21 protein-coding genes and 1 pseudogene are annotated in these 19,748 nt (G+C 69.5%); 15 read left to right on the forward strand and 7 right to left on the reverse strand.

Annotated features, from left to right (window positions below):
* Window positions 1–41: 41 nt before the first annotated feature.
* The 3 genes and pseudogenes from ACZ4VK_RS22120 to ACZ4VK_RS22130 form a co-directional block, all read right to left on the reverse strand.
* Window positions 42–378: pseudogene (locus ACZ4VK_RS22120) on the reverse strand (Uma2 family endonuclease); the annotation flags it as partial.
* A gap of 45 nt (window positions 379–423) precedes the next feature.
* Window positions 424–690, reverse strand: coding sequence for a DUF397 domain-containing protein (locus ACZ4VK_RS22125; protein WP_468354457.1), 267 nt, complete (start codon window positions 688–690; stop codon window positions 424–426).
* Window positions 687–1,562, reverse strand: a complete 876-nt coding sequence (locus tag ACZ4VK_RS22130; RefSeq protein ID WP_468354460.1) for a helix-turn-helix domain-containing protein — start codon at window positions 1,560–1,562, stop codon at window positions 687–689. Before ACZ4VK_RS22130 ends, ACZ4VK_RS22125 begins: the two co-directional genes overlap by 4 nt.
* Before the next feature lie 155 nt (window positions 1,563–1,717).
* On the opposite strand from ACZ4VK_RS22130, the gene ACZ4VK_RS22135 reads away from it, so the two are divergent.
* From ACZ4VK_RS22135 to ACZ4VK_RS22180, 10 genes are all read left to right on the forward strand, one after another.
* A complete protein-coding gene (locus tag ACZ4VK_RS22135; protein WP_468354463.1) occupies window positions 1,718–2,149 on the forward strand; it encodes an ATP-binding protein in 432 nt (143 codons plus the stop codon).
* Window positions 2,150–2,448: 299 nt separating this feature from the next.
* Entirely contained in the window at window positions 2,449–3,297 is an 849-nt protein-coding gene (locus ACZ4VK_RS22140) for a helix-turn-helix domain-containing protein (protein WP_468354466.1), read from the forward strand.
* Between the two features lie 33 nt (window positions 3,298–3,330).
* Complete coding sequence (locus ACZ4VK_RS22145; RefSeq protein WP_468354469.1) at window positions 3,331–4,239, forward strand: RpnC/YadD family protein; 909 nt, start codon at window positions 3,331–3,333, stop codon at window positions 4,237–4,239.
* A gap of 132 nt (window positions 4,240–4,371) precedes the next feature.
* Window positions 4,372–5,145: a hypothetical protein gene (locus ACZ4VK_RS22150; RefSeq protein WP_468354472.1), complete on the forward strand. Its 774-nt coding sequence runs from the start codon at window positions 4,372–4,374 to the stop codon at window positions 5,143–5,145.
* Between the two features lie 30 nt (window positions 5,146–5,175).
* Window positions 5,176–5,646, forward strand: a complete 471-nt coding sequence (locus ACZ4VK_RS22155; protein WP_468354474.1) for a hypothetical protein — start codon at window positions 5,176–5,178, stop codon at window positions 5,644–5,646.
* A gap of 214 nt (window positions 5,647–5,860) precedes the next feature.
* On the forward strand, window positions 5,861–6,364 hold the full coding sequence (locus ACZ4VK_RS22160; RefSeq protein ID WP_468354477.1) for an Imm50 family immunity protein: 504 nt from the start codon (window positions 5,861–5,863) through the stop codon (window positions 6,362–6,364).
* The gene (locus ACZ4VK_RS22165) at window positions 6,351–6,794 is read left to right on the forward strand and encodes an Imm50 family immunity protein (protein ID WP_468354480.1); all 444 of its coding nucleotides are present in this window, start codon (window positions 6,351–6,353) and stop codon (window positions 6,792–6,794) included. The genes ACZ4VK_RS22160 and ACZ4VK_RS22165 overlap by 14 nt, the downstream gene beginning before the upstream one ends.
* A gap of 107 nt (window positions 6,795–6,901) precedes the next feature.
* Window positions 6,902–7,399 (forward strand): hypothetical protein, encoded by a 498-nt coding sequence (locus ACZ4VK_RS22170; RefSeq protein WP_468354483.1) that lies wholly within the window; start codon window positions 6,902–6,904, stop codon window positions 7,397–7,399.
* A gap of 61 nt (window positions 7,400–7,460) precedes the next feature.
* A complete protein-coding gene (locus ACZ4VK_RS22175) occupies window positions 7,461–7,970 on the forward strand; it encodes a hypothetical protein (RefSeq protein ID WP_468354486.1) in 510 nt (169 codons plus the stop codon).
* 212 nt (window positions 7,971–8,182) lie between these two features.
* Window positions 8,183–8,533 carry a hypothetical protein gene (locus tag ACZ4VK_RS22180; RefSeq protein WP_468354489.1) on the forward strand — a complete coding sequence of 117 codons (351 nt, stop codon included), beginning with the start codon at window positions 8,183–8,185 and terminating at the stop codon, window positions 8,531–8,533.
* A 77-nt stretch (window positions 8,534–8,610) separates the two neighbouring features.
* On the opposite strand, the gene aspS is transcribed toward ACZ4VK_RS22180, so the two are convergent.
* Window positions 8,611–10,428 (reverse strand): aspartate--tRNA ligase, encoded by a 1,818-nt coding sequence (gene aspS / locus ACZ4VK_RS22185; RefSeq protein ID WP_468354492.1) that lies wholly within the window; start codon window positions 10,426–10,428, stop codon window positions 8,611–8,613.
* A 172-nt stretch (window positions 10,429–10,600) separates the two neighbouring features.
* Between aspS and ACZ4VK_RS22190 the strand changes: the two genes are divergently transcribed.
* Together ACZ4VK_RS22190 and ACZ4VK_RS22195 are read left to right on the forward strand one after the other, a co-directional pair.
* Entirely contained in the window at window positions 10,601–12,724 is a 2,124-nt protein-coding gene (locus ACZ4VK_RS22190) for an ATP-binding SpoIIE family protein phosphatase (protein WP_468354495.1), read from the forward strand.
* Between the two features lie 331 nt (window positions 12,725–13,055).
* On the forward strand, window positions 13,056–13,874 hold the full coding sequence (locus ACZ4VK_RS22195) for an oxygen-binding di-iron domain-containing protein (protein WP_468354498.1): 819 nt from the start codon (window positions 13,056–13,058) through the stop codon (window positions 13,872–13,874).
* Window positions 13,875–13,884: 10 nt separating this feature from the next.
* Here ACZ4VK_RS22195 and ACZ4VK_RS22200 read toward each other — a convergent pair whose 3' ends face one another.
* The 3 genes from ACZ4VK_RS22200 to ACZ4VK_RS22210 all read right to left on the reverse strand — a co-directional run bounded on the left by ACZ4VK_RS22200 (window position 13,885) and on the right by ACZ4VK_RS22210 (window position 16,643).
* The gene (locus ACZ4VK_RS22200; RefSeq protein ID WP_468354501.1) at window positions 13,885–14,943 is read right to left on the reverse strand and encodes an AI-2E family transporter; all 1,059 of its coding nucleotides are present in this window, start codon (window positions 14,941–14,943) and stop codon (window positions 13,885–13,887) included.
* A 99-nt stretch (window positions 14,944–15,042) separates the two neighbouring features.
* Entirely contained in the window at window positions 15,043–16,005 is a 963-nt protein-coding gene (locus tag ACZ4VK_RS22205) for a pirin family protein (protein ID WP_389680263.1), read from the reverse strand.
* A 131-nt stretch (window positions 16,006–16,136) separates the two neighbouring features.
* Complete coding sequence (locus tag ACZ4VK_RS22210; protein WP_468354505.1) at window positions 16,137–16,643, reverse strand: SseB family protein; 507 nt, start codon at window positions 16,641–16,643, stop codon at window positions 16,137–16,139.
* A gap of 189 nt (window positions 16,644–16,832) precedes the next feature.
* Here ACZ4VK_RS22210 and ACZ4VK_RS22215 point away from each other — a divergent pair, with 189 nt between their 5' ends.
* From ACZ4VK_RS22215 to ACZ4VK_RS22225, 3 genes are read left to right on the forward strand one after another with little or no spacing between them, the layout of a single operon-like run.
* Window positions 16,833–17,264, forward strand: coding sequence for a hypothetical protein (locus tag ACZ4VK_RS22215; protein ID WP_468354508.1), 432 nt, complete (start codon window positions 16,833–16,835; stop codon window positions 17,262–17,264).
* Between the two features lie 4 nt (window positions 17,265–17,268).
* Entirely contained in the window at window positions 17,269–19,053 is a 1,785-nt protein-coding gene (locus ACZ4VK_RS22220) for an alpha/beta hydrolase (RefSeq protein WP_468354511.1), read from the forward strand.
* Window positions 19,053–19,625 (forward strand): hypothetical protein, encoded by a 573-nt coding sequence (locus ACZ4VK_RS22225; RefSeq protein ID WP_468354514.1) that lies wholly within the window; start codon window positions 19,053–19,055, stop codon window positions 19,623–19,625. Before ACZ4VK_RS22220 ends, ACZ4VK_RS22225 begins: the two co-directional genes overlap by 1 nt.
* Window positions 19,626–19,748 lie beyond the last annotated feature (123 nt).

Below are 19,748 nucleotides of genomic sequence, written 5' to 3' on the forward strand. Positions count from 1 at the left end.
CGGAGCGCGGAACGGATGTGTGACAGCCCGCGCGAAAAACTTCAGCGAACCCAGTTCTTCAAGGGCTCGGTGTCCAGCTCGTTACCCACCGGCTCCGGCAGCGTGACGCTTTTCCCGAAGGGCACGGTCACGACCATCTCGTACCGCTCGCCGTCCGGCTGGGAGTGCACCTTGACCTCGCCGGCGGTCCTGTCGATGTCTCGGAGCGAGGCAACCGTCAGGGCGGGCGTTGCCCTTGCGGTCTCTCTCGACGCGGAGCCCTTGCCCGGGATACAGCCACCAGCCGGCGTCGACCTGGATACACAGGCGCGTGAGCCACTCGATGATCCGCCCGTGGTTCCCGTCGGGCAGCGCCTTCGCCAAGAGCCCGGGATCGAGAGATCCGGGCCCTTCACACGTGCGGGTTACGGAGGGGGTGGCGGGTCAGCCGTTCGTCGCGTACGAGACGAAGCCCGCCCAGGAGCCGGGCATGAACGCGAGCTGGGGGCCGTCGACGCACTTGGAGTCACGGACGTGGACGGTGGCGGGCGTGCTGGCGACCTCGATGCAGGAGTCACCCTCGCTGCCGCTGCTGTAGCTGCTCTTTCGCCAGGCGACCTCGATGCAGGAGTCGCCCTCGTTGCCGTCGCTGTAGCTGCTCTTGAACCAGGCCAGTTCGGAGGCTTCCCCGGTAGAGGACTTGCGGATCATGTCTCTCCCAGCAATTGCTCGATGAAGGCCAGTGACTCCCGGGGCGGGAGAGCCTGAGCCCGGATCGTGCCATACCGCAGCTCAAGGATGCGTACCTGCCTCGGGTCCGTGACGGGACGGCCGTTAAACGCGCCGTCGGAGCGGCCCGTCGCAGTTCCATCGACGAACTTCAGCAGCTCGATCTTGCCGTCCAGACCAGGATGAACCTCTACGTGCGTCGGCATCACCTGAAGGGTGACGTTACGCATCCGGCCCACCTCCAGAAGACGTTCGAGCTGCCCTCGCCACACCATTCTGCCTCCCAGCGGCCGTCGCAGCAGCGACTCTTCGAGCACGAAGCCGAGCGAAGGCGCCGGATCCCGTTCGAAAATGGACTGTCGCGCCAGCCGAGCGGCCGCCAACCGCTCCACCTCGCCCTGGGAGTAAGGAGGTTGCCGACACTCGAATGCGGCACGCGCGTGTTCCGGCGTCTGCAGCAACCCGCTGATGCTGTTGCAGACGTACACGCCGATCTCTACGGCCTTCGCCTCGACGTGCGCCAGATCCCGCACCTTCTTCGGGTACCGGACCTTGGCAACGTCCTCCTTCATGGCCGAGAGCAACCCACCCGCCACCAGTACCTCGTCCGCCTTGTCCAGGAACTCGGGTCGCGGGATCCGCTTGCCGCTCTCGATCTTGTAGATGAGGTCCTCGCCGTAGCCGGTGGCCGCCCCGACCTCGGCGGCCCGCATGCCCACCGCCTCCCGCCGCAGCCTCAACTGCCGTCCCACGGTGGCGACTACGGCCACCCCCCAGTCATCATCCGGGTCGACCTCCCACCCCGGCTCATCCGCCTCGGTCTTGAGCCGCTGTGCCCCACCGTCCACCGACATGCCCGCACCCTTCCCTGGCCCCTTCGTGGCGCGATGCCCCTACCCCTGAGGAAGGTCCGGACAGCCCGGACAGCAGTGGACAAGCACCGGACAGTGACTCTACGCATCGACGCCGTCACTGTTCACGGTAGCCCGGGACGGCCACGCTCGGTGACGTGAATCAGCAGACAACCGCCCAAGTCCACGGCTCCATCAGTCACTTCAGCGTCCTCCTCTCCCCCACGCCACGCGGAGCCCGGCTCGCCCGGCTGCTCGCCGTCGCGTGGATGCGGGATCACGAGGTGCCGTACGGCGTGACGGAGGCCGCCACTCAGGTCGTCGCCGAACTCGCCGCGAACGCGGCCACGCACGGCCGGGTCGCCGGCCGGAGCTTCCGGCTCGCGCTCGTCAGCCACGAGGGAGTTCTGCGGATCGAGGTGACGGATACCCGGGGCGAGGAGCTGCCGCGTGTCCAACCAACCGCTCCCGAGGGCGACTCGGGGCGCGGACTGCTCCTGGTCGAGGCGCTGTCGGACCGGTGGGGCGTCGGGCCCGGCCCCGTACCCCGGAAGACGGTATGGGCCGAACTCGATCTCCCGCACCCCTGACCTGCACAAACGACTCAGGCACCGGATTCCGGAAACCTGGTCTTCGGCGAGGAGGACGGTCTCCCAAGACAACAACCGGAGCGAAAGAAACCCACCAAGCCCCACCCCTCCCCCCGCGCAGGCAGTCCCTCACTCACTCGGGTGAAAAACACCAACTCAGCTGACTTTGGGGTGGGTTGCCTGCCCTACGCTCTGCCCAACTGGCATATGACCGCCAGCCTCAGACATGCGTCGGCCCTCGCCGGGACGGGCAATCCCAAAGGCGAGGGCCTGACCATCAAGGAAGTAAAGGCTTCCCGATGGGTATCCAGCACACTAGCGCGCGCCCGCACGCCCAGTCCCGTAACGACGGGAAGAATCCCTCTCCGCGCACCCGTACGGCCACGCGTCCCGGCGGGGTCACGCACGACAACGCCCGGCACGCCACCCGCTTCACGGTGATCGGCAACCACCTCGCCCAGCACGCGGAGCTGTCGCTGCTTGCCATCGGCCTGGCCGTGCACATCCAGTCGCTCCCGAGCGGCGCGCCGATCGGCATCAGGGCCCTCGCGGCCCGCTTCCCGGAGGGGACGACCCGGATCGCGGCCGCGCTGCGCGAGCTGGAGGCCCACGGGTACCTGCGCCGCACCCGCGAGCGTACGAAGGACGGGCACATCGTCACCCGAACGGTGTCCTGCAACCAGCCGGGCCGAGCGGGCGCGACGGAGAAGCCGAAGCCCCAGCGCCCCGCGCAGCGGGAGAAGAAGCCCAAGCGCCGCGCCCTGCCCGCCGTACCGCAGCCGGCGTACCCCGTTCCCGACCTGCTCGCCACCGCGCTCGGCGTCCTCTCAGGGCTCCGCCACACCGACCCCCGGCTCCTGATCTCCGCGACGGACGCCGAACACCTCGCCCCGGGTGTAGCCGCCTGGCTGGAGCGCGAGCTCACCCCGGAGGCCGTCCACAACGCCCTGACCGCCGGCCTGCCGCAGGAGCCCCTCCACCGCCCGGCCGCACTCCTGGCCCACCGCCTGACGGCCCAACTCCCGCCCCTGCCACCCTTCCGCCCCCGCAAGAACCCGGCCGCCCACCACCCCCTCCAGAACTGCGACACCTGCGACCGCGCCTACCGCGCCCCCGCCCCCGGAACCTGCGGCGCCTGCCGCACCTGACCAACCTCCGGCCCCACACCCCTAGGGAACCCCGTGGTCAACCCACCGCACGAAGCGATGCACCACATCTTCCGCCACGACCTCCATCTCTTCAGCCGTCTGAAGGAGGTGCTGGAGCTGCCTCTCCCGGAGGCCGTCGAGGTGGTCGTCCTGCCCAACGACCTCACCGAAACGAGGCCCGTCGAGCGCCGAGTCGACACCCTCCTGCGGCTCGAAAGCGCCAAGGACGGCTCGCTCCTCCTCGCCATCGAGGCGCAGGGCAAGAAGGACCCGTCCAAGCCGGCAAGCTGGGCGTACTACGTCTCGTACCTGTGGACGAAGTACGGGCTGCCGACCGCCCTGCTGGTGGTCTGCCAGGACCGGGCCACGGCGGAATGGGCCGCCCGGCCGGTCGTCAGCGGACCCGCCTACATGCCCACGCTCAGCGTCCAGCCGATCGTCGTGGGCCCGCACAACATGCCCGTCATCACCGACCCGGCCAAGGCCGCCGAGGACCTGGCACTGGCCACCCTGTCGGCCATCACGCACGCGGGCGATCCGGACATCGGTGCCATACTGAAAGCACTGTCCACCGCGCTGCGGGACGTTCCCGAGAACGTCGCCGACCCGATCATCGAATTCACCGCACAAGGGCTGAGCAAGCGCCCAGCCCAGGACCTCTGGAGGACTCTGGTGGCCGTGGACCTCTCCTTCTACAAGTCGTACCTCGCCGAGGAAATCCGGGACGAAGGCCGAGCTGAGGGCAAGGCCGAGGGCAAGGCCGAAGGCCGGGCCCAGGCGGGCGCCGACGCCATACTGCTGGTCCTGGAGCAGCGCGGCCTCGACGTGCCCGACGACGTCCGCGCCCGCGTCACCGGCTGCGACGACCCCGAGACACTGCGCGTCTGGCTGACCCGCGCCGTCACGGCGGCCTCGGCCGAGGAGATCTTCGCGGACGAGTAGCACCGGTGGGAAGTACGGAAGGGCCCGGGGACGGATGTCCACCCCCGGGCCCCTCTACGTGCCTGTCGTGCCCATGGCTCGCAGCGCGGGGGCAGAATGCGTGACAGCCGAGAGAGGACCGGGGAGGGGCTCATGAACACGCCGGAGGCCGGTGAGCTCCAGATTCACACCGTGGTCGAGCACGGCCCCGACGGCGGTGTCTGCATCGTCCGCTGCGTCGGGGGCGTCCTCCGGCCCGGACAGGTCTTCGCCGCGAGGGGTCTGACGGGGACGGTGAGGCTGGACCGGGTCGAGAAGTACGGGCGCTTCCTGGAGTTCATCGACCCGCCCCACAGCGCGCTGGTCCACCTCTCCGGCGGCCCGCTCGTCCAACTCCGATACGGGGACGTCCTCAGGTCGCTGCCGAACGGCACCGCTCTCCACGGACACCCTCAGGACGAGGAGACCTGGGCCCGCGTGACCGGGCGGGTGGAGCCGGACTGGCGTCAGAGGCTCGAAGCCAGTGGGCTCCGGCCGGTCGGCCTCGACGTTCCCTCCGGTTTCCCCGAGGTCCTGCGGGCCCACTACGTCGTCCGCCGCCACCAGGAGCCTGCCCCGTCGGTCCACGCCGAGACGGAACTGGACGCCCTGTGGGAGTCGCTGACGACCAGCGCCCGACTCATATCTCCGGACGGCGAGTTCTACGTCATGCCACCGGACCCCCGCGGGCACGACATCGGTTGGGTCCGCGTCAGGGACCTCATCGGCACCGGCCTGCCGTCCCGCATCCTGACGGCCACCGGCCGCGCCGCGTTCACCGCCGTCTCCCTGGACGGCCGGGTCCTGGGCGCGGTGACCGAGGAGGAGACGGGAAGGCGGATCGTCGTACGCGCCGACGACTGGAAGAACGTCCGAGTAACCGGCTGAGGAGAGACTCCGCCGATTCCAGGGAGGGACATGATGAAGCAGTACGAAGGCGAAGACCAGGGAGTCCTCGACCGGCTTGAAGCTCTCGGGCGACACGGCGTGGAGACAGCCGGCGGAGGGGTGCCGGAAGACGCGTCAGACCCCAGGAGCGCGTTCCACGCCGTGGTCGGCTACGAAGTGAAGCCCACCAGGAAGGTCCTTCAGAAGGATCCGAACGTACGGGAGCAGGTGGACGCCCTCTGGCACGAAGAGGCGAGCCGGGTACGGCTATTCGATCGGAGCGGGGAGTTCCTTCTGTTCGTCTGGCCCTCAGGAAGCCCGACCGGTGAATGGCGCAGGATGCGCGACGCAACCGGTACCCACCTCCCTTCCCGCATCGCCACCGCGACCGGCAGCCCCGAGTTCATCGCCGCCTCCCTGGACGGCAGATCCCTGTGCGCCGTCTCTGTCGAGGAGTACGAGGACTGGATCGTCACGCACTCCTTCGAAGACGCTGACTGACATGACGGGCTCGGGTATTCGTTCGTTGCTCGTGTGAATGAGCGCGTGGCAGCATGCGGGAGTGGCTGAGAACGGGGACGGCATACCGGAGCCCGGACGGGTTTCGGAGCCCGAGCCTGGGGCCGGGGACGAAGTGGCAGTGGCGGCGCGAGTTTGCGCGTTTGCGAAGACACCCGTAATGGCCACATACCTGGCATCGAGGAGCACTACCGCTATGACCGATAGTCTCGTTCTGGTGGACCCCCAAAAACTTTCCAGCCTATTCGGAGACGTCCCATCTCTCGACGAATTCAAACTGCGCTCGATCAATCTGGACTGGCGAGGGCCGACGGTCACTCTACGAGTGGACCTTTCAAGCTTTCCGACAGTGGTCCCGCCGGAATGGGAGGGAGCGGACGTGGACACCGTGCAATGTCACCTTCAGTTTCTCGCCGTGGCAGACCTCTCCCTGACGGAGTGGAAACCGCCTGTTCACTCCGCATTGCTCGACGCGGACTCTATGGGCGAGGGGCGGAGAATACGAGTGCGGGTCACGGGCGTCGGGGTGGACCTCGGGTTCACCAGCAGTGAATCCGTACTGGTGGGCCACGTGAGCGCTTTCAGAGCCGCTCCTGACGGCACGGATGGAGGTCGACGCCTGTTCTCCCAAAGGATCGACAGCCTGCGCTACGAGGAAATTCCGAAAACTGAAGAGAAGGTCTTCTATGGGCGCCTCTGACTGGACATCGCTCGTCGGATCGGCAGAGTATTTCAAGGCCGCCTACACGACGCCTCCGGATCTGATCGACTGCGTCTTGTTCTATGTGCAGATCGACGAGAGAGACACCTCGGTGACGCTGGGATTCGAGACGTCCACTCTCCCCGCGAATCCGCCGGCTGCCTGGGCGGACAAGAAGTACAACACCATCGAGTTCTACCTGCGGTTCACAAGCGTCAAGGGCCTCAGGGTCACCGGTTGGAACTCCGATGTCCGTGACGCGAACGTCACCTTGAGCCCCGGTGAGGACGATGGTGTGCGGGTGGCCGTCGAAGCGCCGGGTTCGCACCTGGCGTTCACGGCGTCCGCATCTCTCCTGACCGGGGTGCGCCCCTATCTCGCCGCGTCTTCGAGCGGGGTCGGCCACGCACGCGACTCCGGTGGGTCCTAACGATGGGCCACAGCTTGGACGGGTCGGCTTCGAATCCCCCATTCTCTGATGACTCTTCGCCTCCGGGACAGCGCTGCACGGCGGGCCACGTCGGTGACGATGCTTCGTTGGAGGCCCTTGAGCAGTTCCTGCGGGCGGCCGAGGCCAAGTCCTGTTCACCGGAATGCCGAAGGCAGACGCGTGTCCTCGCTGTCGGACGCATGCAACGCCCTGAGCTCCCCGCCGAGTACAGGCTCCGATGGGGCCAACTCGCCCTGTCCGCGATCTCGGGGAATTACGCGGATGGCCCGCCACAGCAGGCCATGGCCGAAATGACGCACGTGCGCGTCTACATGATCGCGGAGTTCGGCGTCAGCGACACGGATGCGGCCCGGGATTTCTCCGCTCTGTGCTCGGACATCCTGCGGCACCTGGGGCTGCCGCACGAGGCGGCCGCGCGGTTGGCCGGAGAGTGGCGGGCACTGCCGCGGGAGCAGGTGCTCCAGCTGCGTCGTATCAAGAACATGCTGACCGCGCTGTCGCCCGTCCAGGCGCTCCTGGAGGGCGACGACCCGGTCATGCGTGACACGCGCGCCTGGTTGGAACTCGTTCCGAGGCTTCCCTGAGCATGGAATTCAGTCGGCTCCGACTCTGTTCAGACCTGATCGACACACTGGAGAACTGGCCGTGACCGGCGTTGGATTCCTCGCCTCTTTCATCACCACCGGAGAGCTGCACGGCCTCCGCGTCGGCTCGGCACTCGACGAGGTTAACCGGGCGTTCCGTCATCCCTTCGTTGATGCCGTCGGCGAGGAAGGAGCGTGGCTGCGGCGGGACTACGGACTCGTCGAGTTCGCCTTCAATCCAGAGCCGGAGGTGGAGTGGGTCATGGCCACCGCGACGATCCAGTTGCACCGCCTCGCGTCGGACGACGACCTGGCTCGGGTCTGGAGACGGAGCATGGCCGTCGGGTTTCCCCGGTACACCTCCTGGGAGGAGGTACGCGACGAGCTCTCCCGTACGCAAGGCGCCCCGGACCTGAAGGTCACCGGCCAGAGCGGATTCCTCCAGTACCGAGCCGCGTCCTCGAACGTCTCCGTCCTCGTCGTGGACGCCGAGGACGAGGAGCGCGGTTACCGCGTCGGCAACGGTGACGTGTGGAGCCTCGATCTGTGGGCGCCGTTCCGGGCTAGCTGATGATCGCCGTGGCAGGGCAGAAGAGAATCCCCTGACCGGTCGGGCCCTGGGAGGCACACGCACTGGAAGGCGACCGAGGGACACACGTGCAACACGGGAACGAAGACCACGGAAGTCCGGGATGGCTTCAGGATCTAGGTCGGCATGGGCTGGAACAGAGGAGCGGTGGGGCCTCCGGTGATGTGCCGCCTCCCAGGGAAGCGATCCTCGCCGTGGCAGGGGGCAACGTGCGGCCGGCCGTGACGGTTCCCCATGCCGACCCGAACGCGATGGAGCGGGTCGACATCCTCTGGCATGAGGAGGCGGACCGCATGCCGCTCCTTGACCAGGACGGTGAATTCCTGCTGCTCGCCACATTTCCCGGAAGCGTTACCAAGGGGTGGATCAGAGTGAGGGACTCCATCGGGGCCCGCCTCCCTTCACGAATCGCCGACGCGACCGGCTCCCGCGATTTCATCGCAGTCTCCGTGGACGGGAAATCGCTGTGCGCCGTTTCGGTCGAAGAATACGAAGACTGGATCGTCACGCATTCCTTCGAGGGCGCCCGGCCGGGAGGTCAGTAATACGGCGCCCGCGTCCCCCCACATGAAGGGCCCGGAATCGTACATACGGTTCCGGGCCCCTCAGTCGTCAATACCGCTTACCGCGCCGCGTCCGGGTGGACCGCCTCCGTCACCGGGCGGTCCTCCGTCGTCTTCTTCTCCACCGGCTTGCGGAGCTGGATGTTCAGTTCGCGCAGGCGGGACTCGTCGAGTTCCGTCGGGGCGCCCATCAGGAGGTCCTGGGCGTTGCCGTTCAGCGGGAAGGCGATCGTCTCGCGGATGTTCGGCTCGTCGGCGAGGAGCATCACGATGCGGTCGACGCCCGGGGCGATGCCGCCGTGCGGCGGGGCGCCGTACTCGAAGGCGCGGAGCATGCCCGCGAACTCGTGCTCGACGGTCTCGCGGGAGTAGCCCGCGATCTCGAAGGCCTTGAACATGATCTCGGGCTCGTGGTTCCGGATGGCGCCGGAGGAGAGCTCGATGCCGTTGCAGACGATGTCGTACTGCCAGCCGAGGACGTCCAGCGGGTCCTGGGTCTCCAGGGCCTCGATGCCGCCCTGCGGCATCGAGAAGGGGTTGTGCGAGAAGTCGATCTTGCCGGTCTCCTCGTCCTTCTCGTACATCGGGAAGTCGACGATCCACGCGAAGCGGAAGACGTTCTCCTCGAACTGGCCGGCGCGCTTGGCGGCCTCGACCCGGACCGGGCCCATGATCTTGGAGACCTCGTCGAACTCGCCGGCGCCGAAGAAGATCGCGTGGCCGGGGGCCAGGCCGAGGCGCTCGGTGAGGACCTTGACGTTCTCCTCGGTGAGGAACTTGGCGATGGGGCCGGTAAGGGCGTTGCCCTCGCCGACGCGGACCCAGGCCAGGCCCTTGGCGCCGAGGGAGACCGCGAAGTCGCCCAGCTGGTCGAAGAACTTGCGCGGCTGGTCGCCCGTGTTCGGGACGGCCAGGGCGCGGACGTGCTTGCCCGCGAAGGCCTTGAACTCCGACGCCTCGAAGACGTCCGAGATGTCGACGAGTTCGAGGGACGTGCGCAGGTCGGGCTTGTCGTTGCCGTACTTCAGCATCGACTCGCGGAACGGGATCCGCGGGAACGGGGACGTGACGTGACGCCCGCCGCCGAACTCCTCGAAGATCTCCGTCATGAGCTTCTCGATGGGCTGGAAGACGTCCTCCTGCTCGACGAAGCTCATCTCGACGTCGAGCTGGTAGAACTCGCCCGGCGAACGGTCCGCGCGCGCGTCCTCGTCGCGGAAGCAGGGCGCGATCTGGAAGTACCGGTCGAAGCCCGAGATCATGAGCAGCTGCTTGAACTGCTGCGGAGCCTGCGGCAGCGCGTAGAACTTGCCCGGGTTCAGGCGGGACGGGACGACGAAGTCGCGGGCGCCCTCGGGGGAGGTCGCGGCGAGGATCGGGGTCGCCATCTCGTTGAAGCCGAGGGCCACCATCTTGGAGCGGATGGAGGCGATGACGGCGGAGCGCAGCATGATGTTGCGGTGCATGCGCTCGCGGCGCAGGTCGAGGAAGCGGTACTCCAGGCGCCGCTCCTCGTTGACCCCGTCGTCGGTGTTGACGGTGAAGGGGAGCGGCTTCGAGGCGCCCAGGATCTCGACCTCGACGGCCTCGATCTCGATCTCGCCGGTGGGCAGTTCCGGGTTGACGTTCTCGGCGCCACGCGAGACGACCTTGCCGTCCACGCGGACGACGGTCTCCTTCGTCAGCTTGTCGAGGACCTCGGCGGCGGCGGTGCCGGGCCGGGCGACGAGCTGCGTGATGCCGTAGTGGTCGCGCAGATCGATGAAGAGGATGCCGCCCAGGTCGCGCCGATTGTGCAGCCAGCCGCTCAGCCGGACGTCGGTGCCGACGTCAGAGGCGCGGAGCTCGCCGCAGGTGTGGGACCTGTACCGATGCATCGTCGTTCATCCAGTCTTCGGGATTCGTGGGTGGTGGGCCGCCGCCCTGTGCCCCCTGTCACGGATGTCACAGGACACGCGGGCAGACCCACCCAGCGTACCGGCCGGGCCGCCATCGCTTTTCGAATACTCTCAGTGGCGACCTGGTGTCCGATATTCATAAAGTAGGGCAATGCGCACCGAGGACGTCCTGGCCGCGATCGCGACCGGCCTGTGGCGCTGGGACAACGCCTCCGGGATCGTCTCGCTCGACGCCGAGGCCGCCCGGCTGCTCGGGCTGCCCGCCGAGCCCGCCCAGCTCAGCGAGGCGGCCGTACGCTCCCGCTTTCATCCCGTCGACTGGAACGAGATCGACGGCGTCGTCAACCTCGCCGTCGCCGAGGGCACCCTCGCCGAGGCCCGGCTGCGGATCATGGACGAGCACGGACGGGTGATCCGTACCGTACGGAGCCGGTCGAAGCCACTCATCGAGGGCAACGACTACCAGCTGGTCGGCACCCTCCAGGAGGTCGCCGAGCAGCTGCCGGGGACCGCCGCCCGTACCCCCGTCACCGGCGACTGGCGCCGCTCCCGCGAGGCCTTCCTGCTCGACGCCGGCCGGGCGCTCGCCGAGGCGCGGTCGACGGCCGAGGTGCTGCGCGTGGCCGCCTCCCTCTCGATGCCCGGCTTCTCGCCCGACGGGCTCGCCGTCTTCGGGGTGGCGGGCGACCGGCTGACCGTCATCGGCCACCACGGGCACAGCGAGGGCGACGAGGGGCCGTTCACGTCGATGTCGCTCGACACCGACTATCCGGCGGCCGAGGTCGTACGCACGGGCCGGGCGATCTATCTGCCGACCCCCGACGAGTACCTGCGCCGCTTCCCCATGACCTGGCCGCTCGCCCAGCGCTTCGGGCGCCGCTCCTGGGCCTTCGTGCCGCTGGTCGTCGCCGGGCGCACGATGGGGGCCTGGATGGCGGCCTTCAAGCACCCGGTGGCGTTCACGCCCGACGAGCGTTCGGTGCTCACGACCGTGGCGCGGATGCTGGCGCAGGCCCTCGCACGCGCGGGCGTGGCGGAGTCGGAGCGCGAGCTGTCGCTCGGCCTGCAGCGGACGATGATGCCGTTCCTCGGGCCGGGGATCCCCGGCATCCAGGTCGCCGCCCGGTACGTGCCGACCGGCGGCGGGCTCCAGGTCGGCGGTGACTGGTACGACATGATCCGGCTGCCCGGCGGCACCTCCCGCTCCGGCGGGCGCGGCCCCGGCCGTATCGCCCTCGTCATCGGCGACGTACAGGGCCACGACGTGCGGGCGGCGGGGCTGATGGGGCAGCTGCGGATCGCCCTGCGCGCGTACGCCTCCGAGGGCCACCGGCCGGACGCGGTCCTCTCCCGCGCCTCGCGCTTCCTGTACGGGATCACCGACGGGGACGACGGGGAGCACGCGGGCGGCCCGCGCTTCGCGACCTGCCTCTACCTGGAGGTCGACCTGGAGACCGGGACGGTCGACATCGCGCGGGCGGGGCACCCGGACCCGGCGGTACGGATGAACGACGGAACGGTTCTGCTGAGGCCCACGGCCGGCGGCCTCCCCCTCGGCATCGACCCCGACACCGACTACCCCACCACCCGGCTCACCCTGGACCCCGGCGAGACCCTGATGATCTGCACCGACGGTCTCCTGGAGACCGGCGGTCACGACCTGGACAGCGGCTGGGAGCGGGTCAGGAAGCTCCTGGAGTCCCACGACGGCCAGGACCTGGAGCAGCTCGCCGACACGCTCGTGGAGGCCGTCCACGGCCCCGGCTCCCACCACACGACCGGGCCGCTCGCCGACCGCCGCGAGGACGACATCGCGGTCCTGCTGCTCTCCCGCCGGCCCGCGGGACCGGTCGTCGAGGCCCCGCGCCGCACCCTGATGACCATCGCCCAGGCGGAACCGGAACGGATCGCGGAGGCGCGGGAGCAGGTACGGCAGCTGCTGCACGACTGGGCGGACGAGGACCAGCTCGACTCGGCGGTCCTCATGGTCTCCGAGATGGTCACCAACGTCCTCGTCCACACGGACGGCGACGCCCTCCTGGTCGCCGAGGTCGCCTGCGCCGAGCGGTCCCGGCGACTGCGCGTCGAGGTCTCCGACACGAGCGACGAACTCCCGCACAAACGCCACCCGGGCGAGATGGCCTCCAGCGGCCGCGGCCTGGTCCTGATGGAGATGCTCGCGGACGCATGGGGCGTCGACCCGCGCGGCGACGGCAAGGCGATCTGGTTCGAACTGAACGAGAAGGGGAGGGCGGGGGAGGTCTGCTGCGGATAGGGGGCGTGGTGGGCTTTGGGGAGCCTTGGCCCGGCGGCCCCCGGGAAGGCCCCGGAGCCCGGCAGCCCGGGGCCTGGCCCGGCCCGGCAGCCCGGGGCCTGGCCCGGCCCGGCAGCCCGGGGCCTGGCCCGGCCCGGCAGCCCGGGAAGGTCCGGAGCCCGGGAAGGCCCGGCAGCCCGGGAGGGCCCGGCAGCCCAGGAAGGCCCGGAGCCCGGCGGACCCGCAGGCCCGGGCCCCTCCGCACCCCCGCCCCGCCCCGCCGCGCGCCCGTCCCCCCATCGGCGCAGACTGGGGACGTACGGCCGCCGCCGGGGGGAGCACGGAGCTTGCCATGGACACCCACAAGGTCGGGAGCGACACCACCGTCCTGGCCGACAGCCTCGAAGTGCCCGGGATCGGGCACATTCCCGTCAACGCGTACGTCCTCACCGCCGCCGAACCCCTCGTCGTCGACACCGGGCTCTCGCTGGCCGACCGGACCTTCGTCAACACGCTCGGCTCGGTCATCGACCCCGCCGACGTCCTCTGGATCTGGCTCACCCACCCCGACCGTGACCACACCGGCGGCATTTTCGACCTGCTCGTGGCCGCGCCCCGGGCGAAGGTCGTCACCACCTTCATCGGCGCCGGGATCATGACCACGGAGCGCCCGCTGCCGATGGACCGGCTGTACTTCCTCAACCCCGGCCAGTCCCTCGACGTCGGCGACCGCATGCTGCGCGCGTTCCGGCCGCCGCTCTTCGACAGCCCGGCCACGGTCGGCTTCTACGACGAGAAGACCAGGATCTGCTTCAGCTCCGACTGCTTCGGCGGGCCCATGCCGACGGCCGAGCTCGCGGAGAGCGGGCACGCGAACGACCTCAAGCCGGAGGAGCTGCGGGAGGCCCAACTGATGTGGGCGACCCTGGACAGCCCGTGGGTGCACATCGTGGACCCGGACAAGTACCGGACGACGATCGACCCGCTGCGGGACATGGCCCCGGAGATCGTGCTGTCCACGCATCTGCCGCCCGCGGTCCGGATGACGTCCTCGATGATCGACACGATCACGATGGCCCCGGACTCGGACCCGTTCGTCGGTCCCGACCAGGCGGCCCTGGTGCAGATGCTGGCCTCCTTCGAGCCCGGCGGGCTGCCGACGGCGACCTGAGCGCAGTACCTCAGGCGCCGGGCGCGACCGGTTTCCCGTACCGCGAGCGCAGTTCGCCGAGGACCCCCGTCGCGGCGGCCGTCAGCGGTACGGCGAGCAGCATGCCCAGGATGCCGGCGACGGACGCCCCGGCCGTGATCGCCAGCATGACCGCGGCCGGGTGCATCTGCACGGTCCGGCTCTGGACCATCGGCTGGAGCACGTTCCCCTCGATGACCTGGACGGCCAGGACGACGGCGAGCACCCACAGGGCGATGATCGCCCCCCGGTCGGCGAGGGCGACGAGGACGGCGACGGCGCCGGAGAGGAAGGCGCCGAGGTACGGGATGTAGGCGGTGACGAAGACGAGCGCGGCGAGCCCGACCGCGCCGGGCACGTCGAGGACGAGGAGTCCGACGCCGATGAGGACGGCGTCGACGAGGGCGACGAGGGTCGTCCCGCGCATGAAGCCCTCCACGGCCTCGAAGGCGCGGCGGGCCATGGCCTCGACGGTGTCGCCGGTGGCGGCCGGGACGAGGGAGCGCAGGGCGCCGGCGGCCCGGTCGGAGTCGCGCAGGAAGAAGAAGATCAGCAGGAGGGCGAGGACGGCCGTGGCGATCATCTCGCCGACGACGCTGATGCCGCTGATGACCCCGGAGGCCGCGGTTCCGCCGAATCTCTCCAGGAGCGTCTTGGCGTTCTTCGCGAGGTCGTCGAGGGAGGTCCCGGCGGCGCCGAGGTGCTCGGCGATGTCGCTCGCGGCCTGCCGCAGGGAGTCGATGATCTGGTCGCCGGTCTCGACGAGCGCGACGACGACGATGTACGTGGCTCCGCCGACGACCGTGAGGACGGCGACGACGGTGAGCGCGGCGGCGAGCGACTTGCGGACCTTCATCCGGAGCAGGCGCCGGTAGAGCGGCCCGAGGAGCGCGGTGCCGAGGATCGCGAGGAGGACGGGGGTGACGGCCGTCTTGAAGACGACGCACAGCCAGACGAAGACGGCGGCGACCCCGGCGACGAGCAGGATGACGGCGCACCAGGCGGCGACCCGCCTGGCACCTTCGGGAATCAGCGCTGTACTCGTCTGCACCCGACCACCGGACCACGCCGCCGGGCGCGTCGTCGCGCGCTGACGGGCCGTACGGGTGACGGCCCGTCAACAACGCCGTACTACGCGGCTTGCTCGGCCCTACTCGCCCATCCCGTGCACCGCCGGGATCGTCCCGAGACGGCCCGCCTGGAAGTCCTCGAAGGCCTGGCGCAGTTCGGCCTGGGTGTTCATGACGAACGGGCCGTAGTGGGCCATGGGCTCGCGGATCGGGCGGCCGCCGAGGAGGACGACCTCCAGGTCCGGGGTGTTCCCGTCCTGCTTCTCGTCGGCGCGGACGGTGAGCGCGCCGCCCTTGCCGAAGACGGCGGTCTGGCCCATGTGGACCGGTCGCCGTTCGGCGCCGACGGTGCCGCGTCCGGCCATGACGTACGCGAGACCGTTGAAGTCCTCGCGCCACGGCAGGGTGATCTCGGCGCCGGGGCGCAGGGTCGCGTGGATCATCGTGATCGGGGTGTGGGTGATGCCCGGCCCGTCGTGCCCGTCGAGCTCGCCGGCGATGACGCGGAGCAGCGCGCCGCCGTCGGGGGAGGTGAGGAGCTGGACCTGGCCGCCGCGGATGTCCTGGTAGCGGGGGGCCATCATCTTGTCGGCGGCGGGCAGGTTCACCCAGAGCTGGAGGCCGTGGAAGAGGCCGCCGCTGACGACGAGGGACTCCGGCGGCGCCTCGATGTGGAGGAGGCCGGCGCCGGCGGTCATCCACTGGGTGTCGCCGTTGGTGATGGTGCCGCCGCCGCCGTTGGAGTCCTGGTGGTCGAAGACGCCGTCGATGATGTAGGTGACGGTCTCGAAGCCGCGGTGGGGGTGCCAGGGAGTGCCCTTGGGCTCTCCGGGCGCGTACTCCACCTCACCCATCTGGTCCATCATGATGAACGGGTCGAGGTACTGGTAGTTGATCCCGGCGAACGCGCGGCGCACCGGGAAGCCCTCGCCCTCGAAGCCCGTGGGCGCCGTGGTCACGGCGAGGACGGGGCGGGCGACGGCGTCGGCGGTGGCGGCGACGCGCGGCAGGGTGAGCGGGTTCTCGACAGTCACGGCGGGCATGACGGACCTCCTGGGTGCGGCCTCGGTGGCCTTGTACGTCCACTTTAGTTGAATGCTGAACTTCCTGCCACCAGGAACGCGGAACGCCCGGGAGGAATTCCTCCCGGGCGCCCCTTGTGGTCCAGATTCGGTCAGCCGTACATCCGCCGCATCGCGAAGTCGACCATCTGCTCCACGGCCTTCGCGTCGAAGACCATCCGGTGGTCGCCCTCCATGTCGAGGACGAAGCCGTAGCCGGTCGGCAGCAGGTCGATGACCTCGGCGCCGGTGATCACGAAGTACTTCGACTCCTTGCCCGCGTACCGCCGCAGCTCCTTGAGCGAGGTGAACATCGGGATGACCGGCTGCTGCGTGTTGTGCAGGGCCAGGAAGCCCGGGTTGTCGCCGCGCGGGCAGTAGACCTTGGAGGTCGCGAAGATCTGCTGGAAGTCCTCGGGCGCGAGCGTGCCGGTCGTGAAGGCGCGCACGGCGTCGGCGAGGGAGGGCGGCGAGGGCTCGGGGTAGAGCGGGGCCTGCTGCTGCCCGTACCCGCCGGCCTGCATCCCGCCCTGCATGTCGGCCTGCGGCTGGGCGTACGGCTGCTGCGGAGGCGGCGCGTACTGCTGCTGGGCACCCGGATTCTGCTCGTAGCCGTACATGGGGGCAGCCTATCGACCCGCGGGCGGTCCCGGCACGGCCCGCGGGCAGTCCCAGCACTGCCCGTCAGCGGTCCCAGCACGGCCTGTGGGCGGGTGCGGGCCGCCCGGCCGCCCCGCACCCGCCGACGTACGCCCCCCTGCCCCTTGCTAGGTTCGCGGAAGCAATTTCGGTCACCACGGGGGTGGAACATGGCGCTGAACGCCACTTGGGAAGAGTTGTTCGGCGGGACGGCACCGCCGGGACAGCCCGCCACGATGACCCTCGCGGGGGTACCCTCCCCCGATTCCGGCGGCGGCGACGCGAACCTGAAGGCCGACGAAGGCCCGTGGCACCAGGCCGGGAACACCGCCGGTGAGCTGCGCACCTCCACCACCTCCTCGCTCACCGACCTCGACACCGCGAACGAGGGCGTCAGCGGCGGCACCGCCGGCTTCGACTCCTCGGCCGGCCTCACCGAGATCCTCGGCACCTGGAAGGCCCGCCTCGGCGCCGTACGCGACGAGTGCGGCCGCCTGGAGGGCGCGCTGAAGAGCGCGGGCCTGCAGTTCGGTGAGCGCGAGGCCGCGACGCAGAGGAAGATCGCCGCCGAGGCGCCGGCTCCCGCGCGGAAGGAAGGCTGAGCCCGTGCCCACCTGGCAGCAACTGCGCGACGTGAAGCTGAACGAGTACACCGACGCGGCCGACGGCTGGGGAAAGGTCTCCTCCCGCTCCAACGCCGACAAGGACCGTGTCGACAACGGCATGTTCGCCAGGATCCACGAGACGCAGAAGGGCGAGACGGCCACCGAGGCGACCCACGCCGTCCGGCAGCTCAGCCGCAACTACCAGTACCTGCACACCGAGTGCGGACTGGTCCGCACCGCGCTCAACGGCCTCGCATCGGAGCTCGCGGCCCCGCAGAGGAAGCTGAAGCAGGCCCTGGAGGACGCGGAGAACCTCAAGTTCACCGTGAAGCCCGACGGTTCGGTCGAGTACCCGACCGATTCCCTCGTCCTCGCCCCCGGCAGCAACACCGCCGAGCACGGCGCGCCCGTCCCGCTCGCGCCCGGCAAGGGCGAAGGGGTCGGCAGCGCCGACGCCAACAAGGGCAAGGCGGAGGACATCGCCCAGCGCATCGGCGACGCCGTCCGCGAGGCCACCGAGATCGACGGCCGCTACGCCGCCGCCCTGCGCAGGCTCAAGGCCGGCCCCGGCCTGGACGTCAGCGACGCGGACCTGGTCGACGCCGCCGCCGACACCAAGGCCCTCCAGCAGGCCGCCGGGAAGTACGCCGACGACGACCGCATTCCCCACGGCAAGTCCCCCAAGGAGAACGCCGAGTGGTGGAACGGTCTCTCCCAGGAGCAGCGTGACGAGTACGCCACGCTCTACCCGGCGTCCGTCGGCGCCCTCGACGGCCTGCCGTCGTCGGTCCGGGACGACGCCAACCGGATGGTCTTCGCCGAGACCCGGGCGCAGATCCAGACGGACCTGAACAAGCCCGCGCCGAACCAGTACATCCCGAACCCGAACGGCACCTACCCGGCCGTCGTCCTCAGCCCCGAGTACAAGCAGTGGCAGAAGGACCAGGAGCGGCTGAAGGAACAGCTCAAGGGCAGCGACTCGATCCAGGCCCGCTTCGACGCCACCGGCAAGGAGGGCCTGCCGGAGGCGTACCTCCTCGGCTACGACAAGGAGGGCATCGGCCGGGCGATCATCGCCAACGGCAACCCGGACACCGCCGACCACACCGCCGTCTACGTGCCGGGCACGAAGACGAACCTGAACAACTTCGGCGAGGACATCAGCCGGATGACCGACATGTGGAAGGAGACGCAGAAGTGGGCGCCGGGTGAGAGCGTCTCGACCATCACCTGGTTCGGCTACGAGGCTCCGCAGTCCGTCCTGACCGATGCCACGCAGAAGGACTACGCGTACAACGGATCTCCCCACCTGCTCCAGTTCATGGACGGTCTGGAGACCGCGCAGGGCGGTCCCGACAACAGCCACACGACGGTCATCGGCCACAGCTACGGTTCGACCGTCGTCGGAGACGCCTCCAACAAGGGCGATCTGGCCGCGGACGACATCGTGGCGGTCGGCAGCCCGGGCATGCTCACGGGCAGGGCCGAGGACCTCGACGTCGGCGCGGACCACGTCTGGTCCGAGGCGGCGACGAGCGACATGGTGCCGGCGGGCGGCAAGGCCGCGGGGCTCGGCGGCTACACGTGGGGCGTCGAGACCTGGAACGGCGTCCCGTTTAACGCGGGATACGTGCAGACCGTGCCCTCCGACGAGCTGTTCGGCGCGCACCGGATGGACGTGGACACCAGCGGTCACACCTCGTACTGGGAGCGGGACTCGGAGAGTCTCTCGAACCAGGCGAAGGTCGTGGTCGGTGAGTACGACAAGGTGAACGAGGACGACTGATGACCATCCGCAACCACCCCACCAGAGTCCGGGGGGCGGCGCTCGGCGCCCTCCTCCTCTCCCTCACCACCCTCGCGACGGGATGCTCCATGAACGACGCCGGCGGCGCCGACGACCTCGGCTACACCCCCACGACCCTCGCCGTCGCGGACGCCAGGACGCGGACGAAGGAGGTCTCCAGCCAGATCTTCGACATGATCGGGCTGCCCCGCGCCAAGTCCACCCCCATCGGCCCGGGCGCCTCGACCTGCCCGGAGGACCGCGAGCACCTCTTCAAGATCCGTCACCCCTGGTCGGTGTACGACGTCTCCGAGGAGGAGCTGAAGCAGGGCTTCGAGCGGCTCAGGCAGGCGCTGCCCACCAAGGGCTGGAAGGTCGTCTCGTACGGCCCGAACAACAGCAAGGCCAAGAGCCTGGAGCTCCTCGCGGAGTCCGAGAAGGAGCACTTCGCCGTCAACGCCGAGCTGTGGGTCGGCAGCACCGACCCGAAGAAGAAGAACCTGATCGGCGTCTCCGTCGTCTCCGGCTGCTTCCGGGCCCCCGAGGGGACGGACCTGAAGAATCTGTACTGACGGACAGAGATCCACAGGGAGGCCCGGGGCACGTGTCCCGGGCCTTTCTCTGCGGCTCGTGTCACAGATGACCCGATAGGGGTTGCTCTTATTACCGGTGGGTAGCATCATCGTAGAGAAGCG

The sequence above is a fragment of the Streptomyces sp. NPDC028711 genome (genome assembly GCF_055565415.1).

Excerpts from the sequence above, each read along its gene's own strand:
- ACZ4VK_RS22125 (WP_468354457.1), bottom strand. The coding sequence starts at position 690 with ATGATCCGCAAGTCCTCTACCGGGGAAGCCTCCGAACTGGCCTGGTTC.
- ACZ4VK_RS22130 (WP_468354460.1), bottom strand. The coding sequence starts at position 1,562 with ATGTCGGTGGACGGTGGGGCACAGCGGCTCAAGACCGAGGCGGATGAG.
- ACZ4VK_RS22140 (WP_468354466.1), top strand. The coding sequence starts at position 2,449 with ATGGGTATCCAGCACACTAGCGCGCGCCCGCACGCCCAGTCCCGTAAC.
- ACZ4VK_RS22150 (WP_468354472.1), top strand. The coding sequence starts at position 4,372 with ATGAACACGCCGGAGGCCGGTGAGCTCCAGATTCACACCGTGGTCGAG.
- ACZ4VK_RS22155 (WP_468354474.1), top strand. The coding sequence starts at position 5,176 with ATGATGAAGCAGTACGAAGGCGAAGACCAGGGAGTCCTCGACCGGCTT.
- ACZ4VK_RS22160 (WP_468354477.1), top strand. The coding sequence starts at position 5,861 with ATGACCGATAGTCTCGTTCTGGTGGACCCCCAAAAACTTTCCAGCCTA.
- ACZ4VK_RS22165 (WP_468354480.1), top strand. The coding sequence starts at position 6,351 with ATGGGCGCCTCTGACTGGACATCGCTCGTCGGATCGGCAGAGTATTTC.
- aspS (WP_468354492.1), bottom strand. The coding sequence starts at position 10,428 with ATGCATCGGTACAGGTCCCACACCTGCGGCGAGCTCCGCGCCTCTGAC.
- ACZ4VK_RS22190 (WP_468354495.1), top strand. The coding sequence starts at position 10,601 with ATGCGCACCGAGGACGTCCTGGCCGCGATCGCGACCGGCCTGTGGCGC.
- ACZ4VK_RS22195 (WP_468354498.1), top strand. The coding sequence starts at position 13,056 with ATGGACACCCACAAGGTCGGGAGCGACACCACCGTCCTGGCCGACAGC.
- ACZ4VK_RS22205 (WP_389680263.1), bottom strand. The coding sequence starts at position 16,005 with ATGCCCGCCGTGACTGTCGAGAACCCGCTCACCCTGCCGCGCGTCGCC.
- ACZ4VK_RS22210 (WP_468354505.1), bottom strand. The coding sequence starts at position 16,643 with ATGTACGGCTACGAGCAGAATCCGGGTGCCCAGCAGCAGTACGCGCCG.
- ACZ4VK_RS22215 (WP_468354508.1), top strand. The coding sequence starts at position 16,833 with ATGGCGCTGAACGCCACTTGGGAAGAGTTGTTCGGCGGGACGGCACCG.
- ACZ4VK_RS22225 (WP_468354514.1), top strand. The coding sequence starts at position 19,053 with ATGACCATCCGCAACCACCCCACCAGAGTCCGGGGGGCGGCGCTCGGC.